At 71.6% G+C, this 18,414-nt stretch carries 13 protein-coding genes; 10 read left to right on the forward strand and 3 right to left on the reverse strand.

Going from position 1 to position 18,414, the window contains the following annotated elements:
* The first annotated feature begins 74 nt into the window (after positions 1–74).
* The 4 genes from J0I43_RS14775 (at position 75) to J0I43_RS14790 (ending at position 6,293) form a co-directional block, all read left to right on the forward strand.
* Complete coding sequence (locus tag J0I43_RS14775) at positions 75–1,697, forward strand: Ada metal-binding domain-containing protein (protein WP_292865500.1); 1,623 nt, start codon at positions 75–77, stop codon at positions 1,695–1,697.
* A complete protein-coding gene (locus J0I43_RS14780) occupies positions 1,694–2,191 on the forward strand; it encodes a methylated-DNA--[protein]-cysteine S-methyltransferase (protein ID WP_292865503.1) in 498 nt (165 codons plus the stop codon). The genes J0I43_RS14775 and J0I43_RS14780 overlap by 4 nt, the downstream gene beginning before the upstream one ends.
* Positions 2,192–2,634: 443 nt before the next feature.
* Positions 2,635–4,479, forward strand: a complete 1,845-nt coding sequence (locus tag J0I43_RS14785) for an ABC transporter ATP-binding protein (RefSeq protein WP_292865506.1) — start codon at positions 2,635–2,637, stop codon at positions 4,477–4,479.
* Positions 4,476–6,293: an ABC transporter ATP-binding protein gene (locus J0I43_RS14790; protein ID WP_292865509.1), complete on the forward strand. Its 1,818-nt coding sequence runs from the start codon at positions 4,476–4,478 to the stop codon at positions 6,291–6,293. Before J0I43_RS14785 ends, J0I43_RS14790 begins: the two co-directional genes overlap by 4 nt.
* 154 nt (positions 6,294–6,447) lie before the next feature.
* Here J0I43_RS14790 and J0I43_RS14795 read toward each other — a convergent pair whose 3' ends face one another.
* Positions 6,448–6,900 carry a GNAT family N-acetyltransferase gene (locus J0I43_RS14795; protein ID WP_292865511.1) on the reverse strand — a complete coding sequence of 151 codons (453 nt, stop codon included), beginning with the start codon at positions 6,898–6,900 and terminating at the stop codon, positions 6,448–6,450.
* An 80-nt stretch (positions 6,901–6,980) separates the two neighbouring features.
* Here J0I43_RS14795 and J0I43_RS14800 point away from each other — a divergent pair, with 80 nt between their 5' ends.
* The 4 genes from J0I43_RS14800 (at position 6,981) to J0I43_RS14815 (ending at position 13,519) form a co-directional block, all read left to right on the forward strand.
* Positions 6,981–7,688 (forward strand): response regulator, encoded by a 708-nt coding sequence (locus J0I43_RS14800; protein WP_292865514.1) that lies wholly within the window; start codon positions 6,981–6,983, stop codon positions 7,686–7,688.
* Positions 7,689–7,698: 10 nt separating this feature from the next.
* Positions 7,699–9,534: a hypothetical protein gene (locus tag J0I43_RS14805; protein WP_292865517.1), complete on the forward strand. Its 1,836-nt coding sequence runs from the start codon at positions 7,699–7,701 to the stop codon at positions 9,532–9,534.
* 31 nt (positions 9,535–9,565) lie between these two features.
* On the forward strand, positions 9,566–11,167 hold the full coding sequence (locus J0I43_RS14810; RefSeq protein ID WP_292865520.1) for a carboxylesterase/lipase family protein: 1,602 nt from the start codon (positions 9,566–9,568) through the stop codon (positions 11,165–11,167).
* A 135-nt stretch (positions 11,168–11,302) separates the two neighbouring features.
* Entirely contained in the window at positions 11,303–13,519 is a 2,217-nt protein-coding gene (locus J0I43_RS14815) for an NADP-dependent isocitrate dehydrogenase (protein ID WP_292865522.1), read from the forward strand.
* 167 nt (positions 13,520–13,686) lie between these two features.
* Here the strand turns inward: J0I43_RS14815 and J0I43_RS14820 are convergent, their stop codons facing one another.
* Both J0I43_RS14820 and J0I43_RS14825 read right to left on the reverse strand, forming a co-directional pair.
* Positions 13,687–15,183 (reverse strand): L,D-transpeptidase family protein, encoded by a 1,497-nt coding sequence (locus J0I43_RS14820; protein WP_292865525.1) that lies wholly within the window; start codon positions 15,181–15,183, stop codon positions 13,687–13,689.
* Between the two features lie 116 nt (positions 15,184–15,299).
* Positions 15,300–15,767: a hypothetical protein gene (locus tag J0I43_RS14825; RefSeq protein ID WP_292865528.1), complete on the reverse strand. Its 468-nt coding sequence runs from the start codon at positions 15,765–15,767 to the stop codon at positions 15,300–15,302.
* Between the two features lie 104 nt (positions 15,768–15,871).
* Between J0I43_RS14825 and J0I43_RS14830 the strand changes: the two genes are divergently transcribed.
* Positions 15,872–17,053, forward strand: coding sequence for an ROK family transcriptional regulator (locus tag J0I43_RS14830; protein ID WP_292865531.1), 1,182 nt, complete (start codon positions 15,872–15,874; stop codon positions 17,051–17,053).
* An 81-nt stretch (positions 17,054–17,134) separates the two neighbouring features.
* A complete protein-coding gene (locus J0I43_RS14835; RefSeq protein ID WP_292865535.1) occupies positions 17,135–18,403 on the forward strand; it encodes an extracellular solute-binding protein in 1,269 nt (422 codons plus the stop codon).
* The last annotated feature ends 11 nt before the right edge of the window (positions 18,404–18,414 follow it).

An 18,414-nucleotide genomic window follows, 5' to 3' on the forward strand; every position in this document is an offset into this window, starting at 1 on the left:
GGGGCGGCGGGATGCCGAGGTGTCGTGTCCGAAAACCGCGAGCGGCGACGCCTTCGGCGTGCGAGGCTGGGGTCGTGACCGTGGCATCCCTGACCTTCGACGAGCGCTATCGTGCGATCGACGCGCGCGATGCGCGGTTCGACGGCCAGTTCGTCACGGCCGTGCGGTCGACGGGCATCTACTGCCGGCCGAGCTGTCCCGCGCGGACGCCGAAGCCCGAGAACGTGACGTTCTACCCGACGTCGGCCGCGGCCCACGAGGCGGGTTACCGGGCCTGCAAGCGGTGCCTGCCGGAGGCGGCACCCGGATCGCCGGCGTGGAATCTGCGCGGCGATGTCGCGGGGCGAGCGATGCGGCTGATCGCCGACGGCGTCGTCGAGCGTGAGGGCGTGCCCGGCCTCGCCGCACGGCTCGGCTACTCGCCGCGGCACCTCACGCGCCTTCTCACGGAGGAACTCGGCGCGGGCCCCCTCGCCCTCGCCCGCGCGCAGCGCGCGCACACGGCGCGCATGCTCCTCGTGGCGACCGACCTGCCGGCATCCGATGTCGCGTTCTCCGCCGGGTTCGCGAGCGTGCGCCAGTTCAACGACACGATCAGCGAGGTCTTCGGGATGCCGCCGCTCGCGCTACGTGCACGGCGCCGGGCGGATGCCGCCGTGCACGCCCCGCTGCACACCCCCGGGGCGATCGACCTCGTCCTGCCGCACCGCGGTCCGCTCGACGTGGACGGGCTCTACGCGTGGATGGCCGCGCGCGCCGTCGCCGGCGCCGAGGTCGGGACGGCCTCGACCTTCGCCCGCACGGTGCGCCTGCCGGGAGGCCCGGCATGGTTCGAGCTGCACAGCGACGACGTCGGCCGCGTCCGGCTGCGCGCGAAGCTCACCCACCTGGGCGACCTGCCCGTCCTCGTCGCGCGGGCGCGACGCCTGTTCGACCTCGATGCGGATCCGGTGGCGGTGGATGCCGCGCTCAGCGCGCACCCGGAGCTCGCCCCGCTCGTGGCCCGGGTTCCCGGCATCCGCGTACCCGGCGCCGTCGACCCGCACGAGATGCTCATCCGGGCGATGGTCGGCCAGCAGATCACCGTCGCCGCCGCGACGACGGCGCTGTCGGCCCTCACCGACGCGCTGGGGGAGCGGGTCGCGGGCTTCGACGGCGACGGACACTCCTTCGACCGCCTCTTTCCGACGATGGCGGCGATCGCCGAGCACGGACACGAGGTGCTGCGCGGGCCCGGGGCGCGCATCCGCGCCATCACGGGCGCCGCGGCGGCGCTCGCCGACGGCTCGCTGACGCTGACGGCGGGGGACGAGGCGCGCGAGCAGCGCGCCGCGCTGCTCGCGCTGCCGGGCGTGGGCCCGTGGACGGCCGACTACGTGCGCATGCGCGTGCTGGGGGACCCCGACATCACCCTGCCGGGTGATGTCGCGGTGCGGGCGGGCGCCGGGTCCGCCGGGATCCCGGCGGACCCGCGGGGGTTCGAGCAGTGGGCGACGCGCACAGCCCCGTGGCGCAGCTATCTCACGGCGCACCTCTGGCGCGCCGTGCCGCCCGCCGGTCGTCGGAGTAGCGGCCGTCCGGGCGCCGGCCTCCGAACCGCCGGTCGTCGGAGCGCCGCGGCGGACGTTGCCTCGCCGACCTCTCCGCACGACACCCGCACCACCGATCCGACGACGAGAGACGAGAAGAGCGCATGACCGCCACGATCCAGACCCTCGAAACCCCCGACGGCGCCTTCACCGTGCTCGTCGACGAGCGGCAGCGCGTCCTCGCGAGTGGATGGACGGCCGACCCGGCCGCGATCCTCGCCCGGCTGCGGACGCCTCCGACCGAGGTGCGGGAGGGGGAGACGGCCGCCGCGGCGGCGGCCGTCGTCGCCTACTACGAGGGCGACCTCGCGGCGATCGACGACGTCGAGGTGCTGCAGAGCGGGACCGCACTGCAGCGCGCCGGCTGGGATGCGCTCCGGCGGATCGCCCCCGGCCGCCCCCTCACCTACGCCGAGTTCGCGACGGCGCTCGGCTCGCCGAGCGCCGTGCGCGCCGCTGCGTCGATCTGCGCCCGCAACGCCCCCGCCCTGTTCGTGCCGTGCCACCGAGTGCTCCGCACCGGCGGAGCACTCGGTGGGTTCGCGTGGGGCCTTCCCGTGAAGCAGGCGCTGCTCGAGCGCGAGGCGGCCCGCGCGCGCTGACACCCCGTCGGCCGCCCTCACCCCGGAACGTCGGCGCAGATGGTCGCTTTCCGTGCCGGAAGCGACCATCTGCGCCGACGAAACGCCCCGGCATCCACCATCAGGCCAGCAGTCTGGATCCCGTGCTTGCGCACAGCTGACTCCCAGGGATACTCTGGAGGGCTGTCGCCGCGACCCGGCGCCGCGCCCCCGCTCACCGAACCTGGAGGAACTCATGTCCACGGCCATCGTCTACACGAAGCCCGCCGTCCTCCGTCCGTTCGCGGCCGGGGCGCACCGGGGATAACGCCCGCCCACCTCTTCTCGGCGGCATGAGCCCGCCTCGCATCGCGTTCTCCCCCTCACGGCTTCACCCGTTCCGAGGCGTCCGCGCGCGCCATCGACTCCGCCGACCCCGTGACCTCGGCATCCGTTTTCGCACCACTGCACCACCCCCAAGGATCATGACTTCACCGTCCGAAAAGCCCTCGACCATCCGGGCCCTCGCCCGCCTCTACCCGTTCGCGAAACCCGTCCTCGGGCGCCTCGTGCTGGGCGCCGTCAGCGCGCTCGGCGCGAGCCTGCTCGCCCTCTCGATCCCCCTCGTGCTCGAGAGCCTCGTGCAGGGCCCGATCGCGACGGGCGACGTCAGCGCGCTCGCGTGGGGCGCCGGCCTCATCCTCCTGCTGGGGCTGCTGGAAGCGCTCATGGTGTGGCTGCGGCGCTGGTTCGTGCTGGCGCCGTCTACCAGCGTCGAGTACGACATGCGCACGAGCTTCTACGAGCGCCTGCAGCGCCTGCCCGTCGCCTTCCACGACCGCTGGCAGTCGGGGCAGCTGCTCAGCCGCATGATGCAGGACATCTCGATGCTGCGCCGCTGGCTCGCCTTCGGCCTCGTCCTGCTGGTCGTCAACATCCTGACGATCCTGGTCGGAATGGCGCTGCTGTTCCGCTGGCACTGGGCGCTGGGCGTGACCTTCCTCATCGTCTGCGCGCCGCTCTGGTATGCCGGATACCGCTTCGAGAAGACGTACGGCACGCTCGCGCGCCGCAGTCAGGACCAGGCCGGCGACCTCGCGACCGCCGTCGAGGAGTCGGTGCACGGCATCCGCGTGCTGAAGGCGTTCGGCCGCGGCAAGCACGCCCTCGTCAAGTTCGCGCGGCAGGCCGAATCGCTCCGCGAGACCGAGATCGACAAGGCGAAGGCCGTCGGCTGGATCTGGTTCTGGCTCGTGCTGCTGCCCGACATCGCCTTCGCGCTGTGCCTCGGCGTCGGCATCGTCCTCACCCAGGCCGGGCAGCTGCAGGTCGCCGAGCTCGTCGCGTTCTTCGCGATGGCCACCGTGCTGCGCTGGCCGATGGAGTCGATCGGGTTCCTGTTCTCGTTCCTCCTGGATGCCAGGACCGCCAGCGATCGCATCTTCGAGGTATTCGACGAGCAGAACACCATCACCGATCCCACCGATCCCGTGACGGTCGCCGCCTCGCGCGGAGCGCTGACCTTCGAGGGCGTGCACTTCCGCTACCAGGACGCGCCCGCCTCCGAGCGGGACCTCCTCGACGGCATCGACCTCTCCCTCGAGCCCGGCGAGACGATGGCGCTCGTGGGACTCACGGGGTCGGGCAAGACGACGCTCACGACGCTCCCCGCGCGCCTCTACGACGTGACGGGCGGTCGCGTGACGATCGACGGCGTCGACGTGCGCGACCTCACCCTGCACGATCTGCGCACGCACGTCGGCATGGCCTTCGAGGACTCGACGCTGTTCTCGCAGACCGTCCGGGAGAACGTGCTCCTCGGGCGCGAGGACCTCGTCCCCGGTTCGCCCGAGGCCGAGCGCGTGCTGCGCGAAGCGCTCGCCGTCGCACAGGCCGGCTTCGTCGACGAGCTGCCGGACGGCGTCGACACGGTCATCGGCGAGGAGGGCCTGTCGCTGTCCGGCGGTCAGCGTCAGCGCCTCGCCCTCGCGCGCGCCGTCGCTGCGCGGCCCGCCGTCCTCGTCCTCGACGATCCGCTGTCGGCGCTGGACGTCGACACCGAGGCGCTCGTCGAAGACGCCCTCCGGGAGGTCATGTCGGACACGACGACGCTCGTGATCGCCCACCGGCCCTCCACCGTCATGCTCGCCGACCGCGTCGCGCTGCTCGAGGCGGGCCGCGTCACGGCGGTCGGCACGCACAGCGAGCTCCTGCGCACGAGCGAGCACTACCGCTATGTGATCTCGAGCCTCGAAGACGCCGCGGAGCGGCGTGACGAGGCATCCCCCCGCACGAGACCCGTGCCCACGACCGAGGAGGTGCCCCGATGACCACGGCATCCGTCGCCGGAACGACCGGCGAAGACCGCTCCGACTACACGCGCGAGGAGTCGCGCGCGATCCGCCGCCGCTCGCTGCGCCTGCTGGGCTCGCTCGTCGCGCCCCTGCGCCCGCAGCTCGCGCTTGCGGGGGCGGTGCTCGTCGTCTCGACCGCTCTGCAGGTCGCCGGCCCGGCGCTGATCGCGTACGGCATCAACCAGGCGCTCCCGCGCGTGCTCGAGGCGGGCGACTGGATGCCGACGATCATGATCGTCGCGGTGTACCTCACCGCCGGTGCCGGGGGAGCGGCGCTCATCGGCTGGTACGCGGTGGTCGCGGCGCGTCTCACGCAAGCCGTCATGCTGGATCTGCGCAAGCGGATCTTCGTGCACACGCAGCGGCTCAGCCTCGAGTTCCACGAGTCGTACACGTCGGGCCGGATCATCTCCCGTCAGACGAGCGACCTCGACTCGATCCGCGAGCTGCTCGACGGCGGACTCAACGAGCTCGTCTCCGGCATCCTCTACGGCGGGTTCACCCTCATCGCGATGCTGCTGCTGGACTGGCAGTCCGGCGTGATCCTCCTCGTCGGCGGCATCCCCCTGTACTTCCTCATGCGGTGGTTCTACCGGGGCTCGCAGCGGGCCTATCGCGAGTCGCGCGTCGTGTCGGCGAAGGTCATCGTAAAGTTCGTCGAGACGATGACGGGCATCCGCGCCGTGAAGGCCTTCCGCAAGGAGGGGCGGAACGACGAGGAGTTCGGCGACCTGTCGGGCCAGTACCGTGACGTCAACATGCGCTCGCTGCGCCTGTTCGGCACGTTCGAGCCGGGCATGATGGCCGTCTCGGCGTTCGTCGTCGCGGGAGTGCTGCTGTGGGGCGGCATCCGTGTGGGGACCGGCGAGCTGCTCGTCGGAACGCTCCTGGCCGCCGTCCTGTACGTGCGGAACTTCTTCTCCCCGCTGCAGGAGATCGCGATGTTCCTGAACTCGTACCAGTCGGCCGCGGCGGCGCTCGAGAAGGTGTCCGGCGTCCTCGACGAGGAGCCGACCGTCCCCGACCCCGAGAAGCCGGTCGACCTGTGGGCGGCCCGCGGGCACGTCGAGTTCCGGAACGTCGTGTTCGGCTATTCGGGCGACCGCACGATCCTGCCGCACTTCTCGCTCGACATCCCCGCGGGGCAGACGATCGCGCTCGTGGGCACGACGGGCGCCGGCAAGTCGACGCTCGCCAAGCTCGTGTCGCGCTTCTACGACCCGAGCCAGGGCCAGGTGACGCTCGACGGCGTCGACCTGCGGTCGCTCCATCCGAAGGATCTGCGGCGCGCGATCGTCATGGTCACGCAGGAGGCCTACCTGTTCAGCGGCACGGTCGCCGACAACATCGCGCTCGGCAAGCCCGATGCGACGCTCGACGAGATCAAGGCCGCGGCGCGGGCGGTGGGGGCGGATGCCTTCATCGAGCGCCTGCCCGACGGTTACGGCACGGACGTCAACAAGCGCGGCGGGCGCGTCTCGGCGGGGCAGCGGCAGCTGATCTCGTTCGCGCGGGCCTTCCTCGCGAACCCGGCGGTGCTGATCCTCGACGAGGCGACGGCGTCGCTCGACATCCCGAGCGAGCGTCAGATCCAGGAGGCGCTGCAGACGCTGCTCGCCGGTCGGACGGCGATCATCATCGCGCACCGGCTGTCGACGGTCGCGATCGCCGATCGCGTGCTCGTCATGGAGCACGGCGAGATCATCGAGGACGACGCCCCGGACGTGCTGATCGCCGGCACGGGCAAGTTCGCCCAGCTCCACGCCGCGTGGCGCGAGTCTCTCGTCTGAGTGGCGGATGCCGGGACGCACGCCCCGGCATCCGTCACCAACTCCGCAATAACGCGCGAACTCCGCACCGATCGCCCCGATCGCGTGCGGAGTTCGTCACTTTCTGCGGAGTTCGTGCGGTGCGCCGCGTGCCGCGTGAAAGCGGCGCGGTCGGCTAGAGCCGGATCTCGGCGACGACCTCGCCGTACTCCGTCTCGTCGACGGGCACGAAGCCCACGCGGCTGAAGAACGCCTCGGGGCCGCCCTGGCCGGCTTCGTAGATGACGTCGACGCGGTCCATGCCGCGTGAGCGCGCCTCTTCGAGCAGCTTCTCCACGGCGAAGCGGCCGATGCCGCGGCCCTGGTCGTCGGCATCCACGTTGATCCGCCAGAGCACCGAGCGGAAGTGGTCCTTATCGGCCTCTTCGTCGAAGTTCGCGCTGACGAAGCCGACGACCTCGTCGCCGTCGAGCACGACGCGCTGCCACGAGGTCGCGGGATTGACGACGGCGCCGGCGACGGCGTAGCTCGTCGGGGCGATGAACGCCTCCTGTCCGGGCTTGAGAGACAGGGCGTTGACCGCGACGATGGTCGCGGCGGACAGTTCCACGAGGCGCAGCTCGGTCATGGCTCCAGGCTAGCGGGTCGCGCGGAAGGCGGCATCGTCCATTCGTCGATGCCGCGACGGGACCCACTATCGTGAACGGCGTGAGCAGCGGATGGACGCGTCGGGTGCTGGTGGTCGAGGACCAGGCTGCGCTGCGCCTCCTCGTCTGCGACATGCTCACTCAGCGCGGGTGGGAGACGGCGGGCGCAGCGGATGCCGCCGAGGCGACGGCCCTGTTCGCCGAGTTCGACCCCGATGCGCTCCTCACCGACATCGACCTCGGCTCGCGTCCCTCCGGCGGAGAGCTCGCCGCCATGCTGACCCAGCTCGCACCGCACCTGGGCGTCGTCTTCCTCAGCAGCTATCCCCGCGCGGCGGCGGGCGCGAAGGCGATGGGGGTGGACCGCGCGGTGTTCGTCTCCAAACAGGATCTCGGATCGCCCGACGACCTCGTCGCGGCGCTCGAGCGTGCCCTGTCGACGCACCCCGTCCCGGAGGGGTCGGCGCCCGCTCCCGCGGACGCGCTGGACGGCCTCACCCGTCATCAGCTCGACGTGCTCTCGATGATCGCGCGCGGCTGGTCGAACGAGCAGATCGCGACGAGTTCCGGCGCCACGGTGCGCGCGGTGGAGCGGTCGATCAGCCGCATCTTCGACCGGCTGGGGGTGACCGGGGATGCCGCGGTGAGCCCCCGCGTCGCCGCGGCGACGCTGTACCTCGCGGCGTTCGGCCCGAGTCGATCCAGCCGCCCGGGCGGTTCGAGCCACTCGGACGACCCGAACGACCCGAACACCTCCTCGGCGTCATGACGCCCGCGCGATGACCCGACTGATCGCCGCCGTGCGCGCCTCCGTGCAGTCGGGCAGGTACGTCACGGGGTGGACGCTCTCCGCGTCGTTCCTCCTGTCGTTCACGGTGATGGCCCCCTCGGCCGAGGGAACTCTCACACAGGTTCTACTCGCGGGGGCGGCGACGTGGCTCTGCGTCGCGGCGGCGCTCATCGCCCTGGCGGTGACGGAGCGTCGACTGGTGGCCCGCGCCCGGGCGATCGTCGTGACGATCGGCGTCATCCTGATCGCCGCGGCGCGGCCGGTCGTCGCGGATGCCTGGCTCCGGGCCGCCGGCGCGACGCCTCCTGACGCGTGGCAGCTGCCGTTCCGCATGCTGACGAACGCCGTCACGTGGCTCGTCGTGTTCACGGCGATCGCGGTCATCGTCGACGCCGTCCGCTCCCTGCGGACGGTCAACGCACTGCTGCGCGCGGCCGTGGGCGAACGTGCGCGGGTCGACCGCCGGACGGCGGCGTTCGACACGCGCGCCCGTGCCGCCGTCCGCAGCGCTGCCGAGGACGTCGCGCGCGCGTTGCCGACCCTGGCCGGCCACGCCGCCCCGACTTCCCCAGGCGCCGCCGCCCCGACTTCCCCAGGCGCCGCCGCCCCGACTTCCCCAGGCGCCGCCTCCGCCCCGAGCTCCCCAGGCGACGCCGACGACGTCCGCGCCTTCGCGACGGGGCGCGTCCGCGCGGTCAGTCACGCCCTCGTCGACCTCGCGAGCGCCCCGCTCGACGACGATGACGCGCTGGCCGACGAGTTCTCCGCCCAGCGCTCAGCCGCCCGGCACGCGCCCGCCCGGCAGGCACCGCCCGGGCAGGTGGCGGTCCTGAGCGTCCCGCCGCGGTGGGCGGTCACGGTGATCTACGCCGTGTGCCTGCTGCCGTTCGCGATCCGGGCCGTGCCGCTCACCGAGCTCGCCCTGGGCGCCGCCGTCGCGGTGGCGGGGGGCGCGCTCGTCGACACGGTCAGCCGCGGACGGCGGCTGCGGCATCGCGTGCGGGTGTTCCTCGCGGCATCCCTGCTCTGCGCCGTCGCCCTCTCGCTGGTCTCCGTTCTCTGCGGTGCGCCGGCGCTCCGCGCGGTCGTTCCGGGTGTCGTGTACGCGCTCATCGCGGTCGGTGCGGCCGCATGTGCCGGAACGCTCCGCGCGCTGCGCATCGAGCAGCGCCGTCTCTCCGGCGCGGTCGCCGCGGCGCAGCGCTCGGGGCGGGCCGGTACCGCGCCCGCCCGTGAAGCCCTGGCCGAGGCGGCCGAGCTGCTGCACCGCGACGTGCAGGGGAGGTGCGCGGTCTTCGTGCTCGCCCATCCGCAGCCGACGAGCGCCGATCGTGCGGAACTGGTCGACGAGGTCACGCAGACCCTCGCGCAGGTAGGCGGCGTCTTCGCGCGGGAGCGCCGTGCCGTCCCCGTCTCGCTCGACGGCATCGTCCAGACCTGGGGGCGGGTGATCGCGCTGGAGCTCACGGTGAGCCCCGCGGCGCGCACGGCGCTGGATGCCGGGTCGCAGGCGGCGCGTGATGCGTACGACATCGTCGCGGAGGGCGTGCTCAACGCCGTCAAGCACTCCGCGCAGCGCCGGGCGGACGTCGCGCTCGATGTCGTCGCGACCGGCGCGGGGGACGCCCTGCGGGTCCGCGTCCGGTCGTACGGGCCGCTGCCGGGGACAGCGGGCACGGAAGCGCAGCTGCGCCCCGCATCCCACGTCGCCGCCCTCGGCGCGGTGCTGTCGGCCGGCACCGGAGGTGCCGTGCTGGAGGCCGCGATCCCGCTGCCGGCGAGGGTCGCCGCGCCCGCTGTCGCGTCAACCGAACATCCCGGCTGAGCACGCAGGCGACGGTTCTACCGTCGTTCGCATGGCATCCGAGAACCCCACCACCGCTTCCCCCACCCCCGTCGACCCCGCCTGCGTCGTCACGGCGCCCGCCGGCACGTTCCGCGGCTCCGTCCATTCGGGAGTGCGATCGTGGCGCGGCATCCGCTACGCCGAGCCCACCGTCGGGGCGCAGCGCTGGCGCGACCCGATCGCCGCCGCCGTCGCCCTGGACGAGATGGATTCCACGGCCTACGGCCCCGCCTGCCCTCAGCAGGCGAACCCCTCCGTCCCGCTCGGCGCCGACACCGTGATGGACGAAGACTGCCTCTCGCTCAACGTCTGGGCGCCGGATGCCTCGGGGATCCCCCGCCCCGTCATGGTGTGGGTCCACGGCGGTGCCTACACCTTCGGCGCCTCCAGCCAGCCTCTCTTCGACGCGACCTCGCTCGTGAACGCCGGCGACGTCGTCGTCGTGACGATCAACTATCGCCTCGGCGCGTTCGGCTTCCTCGACCTCGCCGGGCTCCTGCCGGACGCCGGATTCGACCGCAACCTCGCCCTCAAGGACGTGCTGCTGGCCCTCCGCTGGGTGCAGCAGAACGTGGCGGCGTTCGGCGGCGACCCCGACCGTGTGACCGTGTTCGGCGAGTCGGCCGGCGGCGGACTCGTGACGACCCTCCTCGCGACTCCCGCGGCGGCGGGCCTGTTCCACCGCGCGATCGCGCAGTCATCGCCGGCATCCAGCGTCTACGGCACCGACCGCGCGGCCGCGGTCGCGGAGCGGTTCGTCCGGGAGCTCGGTCTCGACCCCGCGGCGCAGGATGTCGCCGAGGCGCTGCGGGCCCTCCCGGCGGACGAGATCGTGCGGGCGGGCATGGCGGTCTACGCGGCGGTTCCCGACTCCGACCCCGGCGTGCTCGCCTTCGCCCCCGTCATCGACGGTGACCTGCTGCCCGAGGCGCCCGCGCTCGCGCTGCACGAGGGCCGGGGCCTCCCCGTGCCCCTGCTGATCGGCACCAACAAGGACGAGGCGTCGCTGTTCAAGTTCATGAAGTCGCCCCTGATCCCCATCACCGACGACCGCATCGCGCAGATGTTCTCCGACATGGCCGCCGACAATCCGACGGTCGAACTCCCGTCCGCCAGCCAGGTGCGCACGGCCTACGAGCACGCTCGGGCGCGGGCCGTGGGGCTCGGCATCGCCCGCGACATCGGCTTCCGCATGCCGACGGTGTGGGTCGCCGAGGGGCACAGCGCCGTCGCCGACGTGTGGCTCTACCGCTTCGACCACGCGGCGCCGTTCCTGCGGCTCATCGGCCTCGGCGCGACGCACGCGACGGAGCTGCCGTATCTCTGGGGCAACCTGCAGTCCGGCCCCAACGAACCGAAGGATCCCACCTTCCGTCTGGGCGGGCTGCGCGTCGCGGAGGAGATCTCCCGCCGCATGCAGGAGCGCTGGACGGCCTTCGCCCACGGTCGGAACCCCGACGCGAGCGGAGCCCCGGCGTGGCTGCGTTACGAGGCGGCATCCGACGCGGCGTCGCGCGAGACGCTCGTCATCGGGCGCTCCGACGACCTCGTGCCCGACCTCGACGGAGCCCTGCGTGCCGCGTGGGGCGATGAGGTGCTCGCCTTCCACTGAGGCGCCACTGAGGCGTCACTGAGGCGCGATGTCACGGATGCCGCGCCGGCGAAAGTATCTCGACGTCGAGATACTTTCGCCGTGTGCGGTAGGGTGGGAGGCGACCCCGCGACGCTCGATAGAGGAAGTTCAGACGTGCCTGATTCCACCATCATCTACACCCACACCGACGAGGCCCCGGCGCTGGCCACCGCCTCGTTCCTGCCGATCGTGAAGGCGTTCGCGGGCCAGGCGGGCGTCGAGATCGACACCCGGGACATCTCCCTCGCGGGCCGCATCCTCGCGGCGTTCCCGCAGCGCCTCACGCCCGAGCAGCAGGTCGGCGACGCGCTCGCCGAGCTCGGCGGGCTCGCGACCCTCCCCGAGGCGAACATCATCAAGCTGCCCAACATCTCGGCATCCATTCCGCAGCTGAAGGCCGCGATCGCGGAGCTGCAGAGCCAGGGCTACGACATCCCCGACTACCCGGACGATGCGGGAACCGTCGAGGAGAAGGACGTCCGCGCGCGCTACGACCGCATCAAGGGCTCCGCCGTGAACCCCGTCCTGCGCGAGGGCAACAGCGACCGCCGGGCGCCTCTCGCGGTGAAGAACTACGCGAAGAAGCACCCGCACCGCAACAAGCCGTTCGCGGCCGGCTCGAAGACCCGCGTCGCGACGATGGGTCACGACGACTTCAAGAGCAACGAGAAGAGCTGGATCGCCGCCCACGACGACGTGCTGACGATCCGTCACACCGCCGCCGACGGCGCTGTCACGGTCCTCAAGGACGGCCTCAAGGTCCTGCCGCGCGAGGTCATCGACGCGACCTTCCTCTCCGCGAAGGCGCTCGACGCGTTCCTCGCCGACACGATCGCGCAGGCCAAGGCCGAGAACGTGCTCTACTCGGTGCACCTCAAGGCGACGATGATGAAGGTCTCCGACCCGATCATCTTCGGCCACGTCGTGCGCGCCTTCTTCGCCGACGTCTTCGACGCCTACGGCGCGCAGCTCACGGAGGCGGGCCTGAACGGCAACAACGGCCTCGGTGCGATCCTCTCCGGCCTCGGCGACGTCGAGGGCGGTGACGCGATCTCCGCGAAGATCGCCCAGGGCCTCGAGAACGGCCCGCGCCTCAGCTACGTCAACAGCGACAAGGGCATCACGAACCTGCACGTGCCCTCCGACGTCATCGTGGATGCCTCGATGCCCGCGCTCGTCCGCAACGGCGGCAAGCTCTGGGGCAAGGACGGCGAGGAGGAGGACACCATCGCGGTGATCCCCGACTCGTCCTACGCCGGCGTCTATCAGGCCGTCATCGACGACGTCATCGCGAACGGTCCGCTCGACCCCGCGACGATCGGCACCGTCCCGAACGTGGGCCTCATGGCGCAGGCCGCCGAGGAGTACGGCAGCCACGACAAGACGTTCGAGATCCCGGCGGACGGTGTCGTCGAGGTGCTCGACTCCGCCGGCACGGTGCTCATCGAGCACCACGTCGAGCAGGGCGACATCTGGCGTGCGACGCAGGCGAAGCACATCGCGATCATGGACTGGGTGCGCCTCGCGGTAACCCGTGCCCGCGCGACGGGCGTTCCCGCGGTGTTCTGGCTCGACGTCAACCGGGCGCACGACGCGCAGCTCATCGGCAAGGTGCACCAGGCGCTCGCGACGCTCGAGACCCACGACATCACGATCGTGATACTTCCCCCGGCCGAGGCGACGCGCTACACGCTCGCGCGCCTGCGCCGCGGTGAGGACACCATCTCGGTCACGGGCAACGTGCTGCGCGACTACCTCACCGACCTCTTCCCGATCCTCGAGGTCGGCACGTCGGCGAAGATGCTCTCCATCGTGCCCCTCCTCGCCGGCGGCGGCCTGTTCGAGACGGGCGCGGGCGGCTCGGCCCCCAAGCACGTGCAGCAGCTCCTCGAAGAGGACTACCTGCGCTGGGACTCGCTGGGCGAGTTCTTCGCCCTCGCGGCATCCTTCGAGCACCTCGCGGAGTACACCGGCAACGCCTCGGCCAAGGTGCTCGCCGATACGCTCGACGCCGCCACGGGCACCTTCCTCGAAGAGGACCGCTCGCCCGGCCGCTCGCTCGGCACGATCGACAACCGCGGCAGCCACTTCTACCTGGGCCTGTACTGGGCGCAGGAGCTCGCGAAGCAGACGGTCGCGCCGGAGCTCGCGGCCGCCTTCGCCCCGATCGCGCAGAAGCTGACGGATGCCGAGGCGCAGATCGTCGAGGAACTGAACGCCGTGCAGGGGCACCCGGTCGACATCGGCGGCTACTACCACCCCGACGTCGTCAAGGTGACCGAGGTGATGCGTCCGTCGCCGACGCTCAACGCGGTGATCGACGCCCTCTGACCCGAGGATCACGAAGCGGCGGATGCCTCGGCATCCGCCGCTTCGTCGTGCACGTTCCGGTCTCGATACACCGCGGCTGCGCCGCGGCACTCGACCACCGACACGGGCGGCGGCCGTCATTCCGGTGATCGAGTGCGCCCGCGCAGCGGGCGTGTATCGAGATCAGGTCAATTGTGGATCCAGACGTCGCCGCCGTTGGGCAGCCAGTCGTAGATCTGCTTGGCGCGCCAGTTGGGCATGCCGACGCAGCCGTGGCTGCGCGGGTTGCCGAAGTCGTTGTGCCAGTACACGCCGTGCAGCGCCTCGCCGCCGTAGTAGTACATGATCCACTGGACGTTGGGGACCTCGTAGTTCCAGTAGGAATCCGTGGCCGACGACGACGTCATGGTCTGCACGTCGTAGTGCGACTGCACCGTGAAGTGGCCGACCGTCGTGGGCGACTCGGCGATGCCGCTCGAGATCGGCCACGAGTCGATGACCTGCCCGTTCTCCTTCATGTAGAGCATCTGCTCGGAGAGGTTGACCTCGACCATCCGCGCCGACGTGGTCATCGCGGCGGGGGTCACCTGCACGGGCAGCGTGTAGACGCCGTTGCCGTCGCCGAGCTGTGCGGCGAAGTCCTTCGCGACAGACGCCGTGTCGCCGAGCGTGCGTCCGTCCGCTCCGGGCGTCGTCGTCTCGAGCACGGTGCCCTCGGCATCCGTCACGACGGCCCCGTTGACGGGCGCGCGGTTGACGAGCGGCGGCAGGGCGTCGACGGATGCCTGGATCTTGGCAGGGTCGGCGGTGATCGTGAATGCGCCGCTGCGGTCGGGGGCGACGGTCAGCCAGCCGGCCGCGGTCGCCGCGTCGATCGGGACGGTGCGCTCCTGCCCGACGTAGAAGCCGACGTTCTGCAGCAGGGCGTTGACCTTGTCGGCGGCGGCCTGGGCCTTCGCCGTGCTCGCGGCGGCGGTGACGGCGAACGGCTCGGGGGTGATCGAGATGTCGGTCTGGCCGGCGGCGAGGGCGTCGTGGAGGGCTGCCCTGACCTGGTCGACGTCGATCCCCGTGCCGTCGACGGCGGGGGTGACGGCGAAGCCGGCCCCGGTGAACGACACGGCGGCGGGGGTCGGGTCGGTGTAGGCGGACGGGGCGGCGGCACGCAGCGCGTCGGTCGCGCGGTCGTCGTCGACCGTCACGGTGGCATCCAGCGGATCGCCGAACCACTGCGTGACGTTCCACATCGGCCGCTGCTGGAAGGCCGCGTCGGCGAGAGCGGCGGCGTCGACCTGAGCGCCCAGATCCGCGCCCGAGACTGTGGCCCCCGAGCCGTCGAGCGTGACGGAGGTCTCCGCGAGGCGCTGGTCGATGGCATCCGTCGCGGCCCCCGCGGTCATGAAGCCGACCGGCACGCCGCCGATCGTCGTACCGGGCGCGATGAGCAGAGTGGATGCCGCGGCGACGCCCGCGACCACGAGCGCGACCGGGATGCCGATCCACAGCCACAGCTTCTTGCGGCTGCGCTTCGCCGGCTCGGCGGGAGCCCATGCGACGGGGGCGGCGATCGCGTCGGAGGCCGCGGCGGCATCCAGTACGTGCGTGTCCATCCCCGCTTCGGCGACCGGGGTCGCCGGCGTGGCCGACTCGCCGTCGGTCTCCGACTTCGAAGCCAGATCGGTCATTGCGCACCCCCCGGTCCAGGCGGATCGGCGCGCGCACGCCCCGATCCGCCCCTCAATCGTACGCGAAAACCGCCCGGTCACCGGGGGAGACGGTGCCGCGAGACGTCACGGAAGCATCACGAGGAGGGGCACAGCTTCGTGAAGGCGGTGAGGGAATGCTGGATGCCGGCGGTCGCGGACTGCAGCGCCGGCAACTGGGACAGGTCGCCGGACGCGATCGCGCCGAGCGCCGTGGCGCCCTGTGCGAAGCCCGCCTGCAGGTCCGGCAGGAGGCGTGCGATCTCGGGGTTGTCGACGGCGGTCGCGGCGTCGGCGAGGGAGGCGGCCACGTCGCTCATGACGCGGGCGGAGGCATCCGGATCCGTGACGTCGAGCTGCGTCAGGCGCTGTGCGGCATCCGCGACCTTCTCCCGCACCGCCGTGCACGCGGCGCCGACGTCCTGGGCGGATGCGGACGGGGCAGGGGAGGTGCCCGCGGCGCAGCCCGCGAGGGCGAGCGTCGTGGCGACGATGAGGGCGATGAGCGTGCGGGGGGTTCCGACGGTGCGGCCTCCTCGGTCCATGCGGTCTGTGCGGCGGGACATCCGGCCGGCTCCTCTCGATGGGATGACGTAACGGTTGTGTAAACGATGGGGCGATTCGCGGCGCGCGCTTGCGAAAGGTTTGTTCGTAAGGTTTACTAACAAACATGCCAGGATCGGATACGCAACGGAGCTCCTCCGCCGAGAACACCCCGCGGACGGGGCGTTCCTTCGGGTCGAGCCGCGCGCTGCGTCAGGCCGCGAAGGTCCTTCCCGAGCACGCTCGGGCGCACAACCGATCACTCGTGCTGCAGACCCTCTTCCACCAGGGTGCCATGTCGCGCGCGGATCTCTCCCGGGAGACGGGCCTCACTCGCGTCACGATCTCTGATCTCGTCGCCGAGCTCATCGATGACGGCTACGTCGCGGAGCGCGGCGTGCGCGAAGCCGCCGGGCCCGGAAAGCCCGCGATCCTCGTGGACCTCGACCGGGAGGGCCACCGCATCATCGGCGTCGACCTCTCACGCAGCGACCGCTTCCTCGGCGCCGTGCTCACGCTCGACGGCGAGATCGTCGCGCGTCACGACGTCGACGTCCCGGCCGAACGCTCCGACATCCTGCCGATGGTCATCGCCCTCGTCCGCGCCCTCGTCGACGATGCGCATGCCCCCGTACTCGGCATCGGCGTCGGCTCGCCGGGTATCGTCGACGACCACGGCGTCGTGCTGACGGCGCCCAACTTCGGCTGGACCGCCGTCGACCTCGAGCACATCCTGAACGCAGAGGTGTCGCTCCCCGTTCTCGTCGCCAACGACGCGAACGCCGCCGTACTCGCCGAGTACACCTTCGGCGGATCGGGCGAGGACGTCCTCCTCGTGCGCGTCGGCCGCGGTGTCGGCTCGGGTCTGCTCGCGAGCGGCCAGCCGATGCTCGGCAGTCGATTCGCCGCCGGTGAGATCGGGCACGTCACCGTCGGTACCGATGGCGGGCCGGTGTGCGTCTGCGGCAAGGTCGGATGCCTCGAGGCCTGGCTGTCCGAGCCGTCGCTCCGGCGCGCGCTCGCCGAGCCCGACGCCGACCGCGACGCGGTCCTGCGCGATGCGGGGGAGCGGCTGGGCATCGCGCTGGCGCCCGTCGTCGGCGCCCTCGACCTGTCGGAGATCGTCCTCTCCGGCCCCGAAGAGCTTCTCGACGGCCCTCTCGCCGAGGCGACCGTCGAGACACTGCGTGCACGCACGCTCGCCGAGTTCCACGACGGCGTGCGGGTGCGGATGACGGCCGAAGGGCAGGACATCGTCCTGCGCGGCGCGGCCGTCATGGTCCTCTCCGGACAACTCGGGGTCTCATAGCCCTCACCAATCCCCCCGGACGGTCGGTCGGAGTCCCGTCACCCGACCACACGGGAACACCAAGAAACAAAGGAAGACACCATGAACAAGAAGCTCGGAGCCCTCGCGCTCCTCGGCGCTTCGGCTGTCGTTCTCGCCGGCTGCGCAGGCGGCACCTCCGGTGGCAACTCCGCCACGCCGGAGGCCGCAGAGCTGCGCGTCTGGCTCGTCGGCACCGACACGCCCCAGGACGCCCGCGACTACCTCACGAAGACCTTCGCCGAGGAGAACCCCGGTTCGAAGATCGTCATCGAGGAGCAGCAGTGGACGGGCCTCGTCGACAAGCTCACGACGAGCCTGTCCTCGAACGACACCCCGGACATCGTCGAGATGGGCAACACGCAGGCCGCGGCGTTCACCTCGTCGGGCGCGCTGCTGGACATCTCCGACATCAAGTCCGACCTCGGCGGCGACGACCTGCTCCCCGGTTTCGTCGAGGCGGGTTCGTGGGACGGCAAGCTGTACGCTGCGCCGTACTACTCGGGCGCGCGCGTCGTGTTCTACAACACGGCCCAGTATCAGACGGCCGGCGTCTCGGTTCCGACGACGCTCGGCGACTACGTCTCCAACGCGGGCAAGCTCGCGGCGGCGCTGCCGGGTGTCTCGGGCGTCTACTTCCCGGGCAAGGACTGGTACAACGCCCTCCCCTTCATCTGGGAGAACGGCGGCGAGATCGCCGTGCAGAAGGACGGCAAGTGGGACGCGCAGATGTCCAGCGACGCCTCCGTCGCCGGCATCACGCAGGTCCAGGAGGTCATGGCCTCCTCCCTCGCCCCGAAGGACGGCGACGAGACCGAGGCGTGGGTCCCGTTCCGCACCGAGAAGGCCGCGACCCTGTCCGCCCCGAGCTGGGCGTACTGGTCGATCGTCGCCGATGAGAACAAGGCCGACACGGCGCTGACCAACTCGCTCGGCTACTTCGCCCTCCCGGGCAAGGACGGCGGCGCGGCCAAGGTCTTCGCCGGCGGCTCGAACATCGGCATCGCGGCCAAGTCGTCGCACGCCGACCTCGCCAAGAGCGCGCTGAAGATCATGCTCAGCGACGACTACCAGGAGATCCTGGCCAAGGGCGGCCTCGTGCCGGCCAAGAAGTCGCTCGGCAAGGACGTCGCTGCGGCGACGCCCGAGCTCGCCAAGATCATCGCGGATGCCGCCGCGAACGCCAAGCTCACCCCGGCATCGCCCAAGTGGGCCGACGTCGAGGCGAAGGGCCTCCTGCAGGACTTCTTCGTGAAGGTGGCGCAGGGCGGCGACGTCAAGGCGCTCGCGACGGACCTCGACACGCAGATCGAGTCCATCCTCAACGGCTGATCCCCTCAGCC

This window comes from Microbacterium sp., from assembly GCF_017305435.1.
Lineage (GTDB): Bacteria > Actinomycetota > Actinomycetes > Actinomycetales > Microbacteriaceae > Microbacterium.

Excerpts from the sequence above, each read along its gene's own strand:
- J0I43_RS14805 (WP_292865517.1), top strand. The coding sequence starts at position 7,699 with ATGACCCGACTGATCGCCGCCGTGCGCGCCTCCGTGCAGTCGGGCAGG.
- J0I43_RS14785 (WP_292865506.1), top strand. The coding sequence starts at position 2,635 with ATGACTTCACCGTCCGAAAAGCCCTCGACCATCCGGGCCCTCGCCCGC.
- J0I43_RS14795 (WP_292865511.1), bottom strand. The coding sequence starts at position 6,900 with ATGACCGAGCTGCGCCTCGTGGAACTGTCCGCCGCGACCATCGTCGCG.
- J0I43_RS14830 (WP_292865531.1), top strand. The coding sequence starts at position 15,872 with ATGCCAGGATCGGATACGCAACGGAGCTCCTCCGCCGAGAACACCCCG.
- J0I43_RS14790 (WP_292865509.1), top strand. The coding sequence starts at position 4,476 with ATGACCACGGCATCCGTCGCCGGAACGACCGGCGAAGACCGCTCCGAC.
- J0I43_RS14835 (WP_292865535.1), top strand. The coding sequence starts at position 17,135 with ATGAACAAGAAGCTCGGAGCCCTCGCGCTCCTCGGCGCTTCGGCTGTC.
- J0I43_RS14780 (WP_292865503.1), top strand. The coding sequence starts at position 1,694 with ATGACCGCCACGATCCAGACCCTCGAAACCCCCGACGGCGCCTTCACC.
- J0I43_RS14810 (WP_292865520.1), top strand. The coding sequence starts at position 9,566 with ATGGCATCCGAGAACCCCACCACCGCTTCCCCCACCCCCGTCGACCCC.
- J0I43_RS14825 (WP_292865528.1), bottom strand. The coding sequence starts at position 15,767 with ATGTCCCGCCGCACAGACCGCATGGACCGAGGAGGCCGCACCGTCGGA.
- J0I43_RS14820 (WP_292865525.1), bottom strand. The coding sequence starts at position 15,183 with ATGACCGATCTGGCTTCGAAGTCGGAGACCGACGGCGAGTCGGCCACG.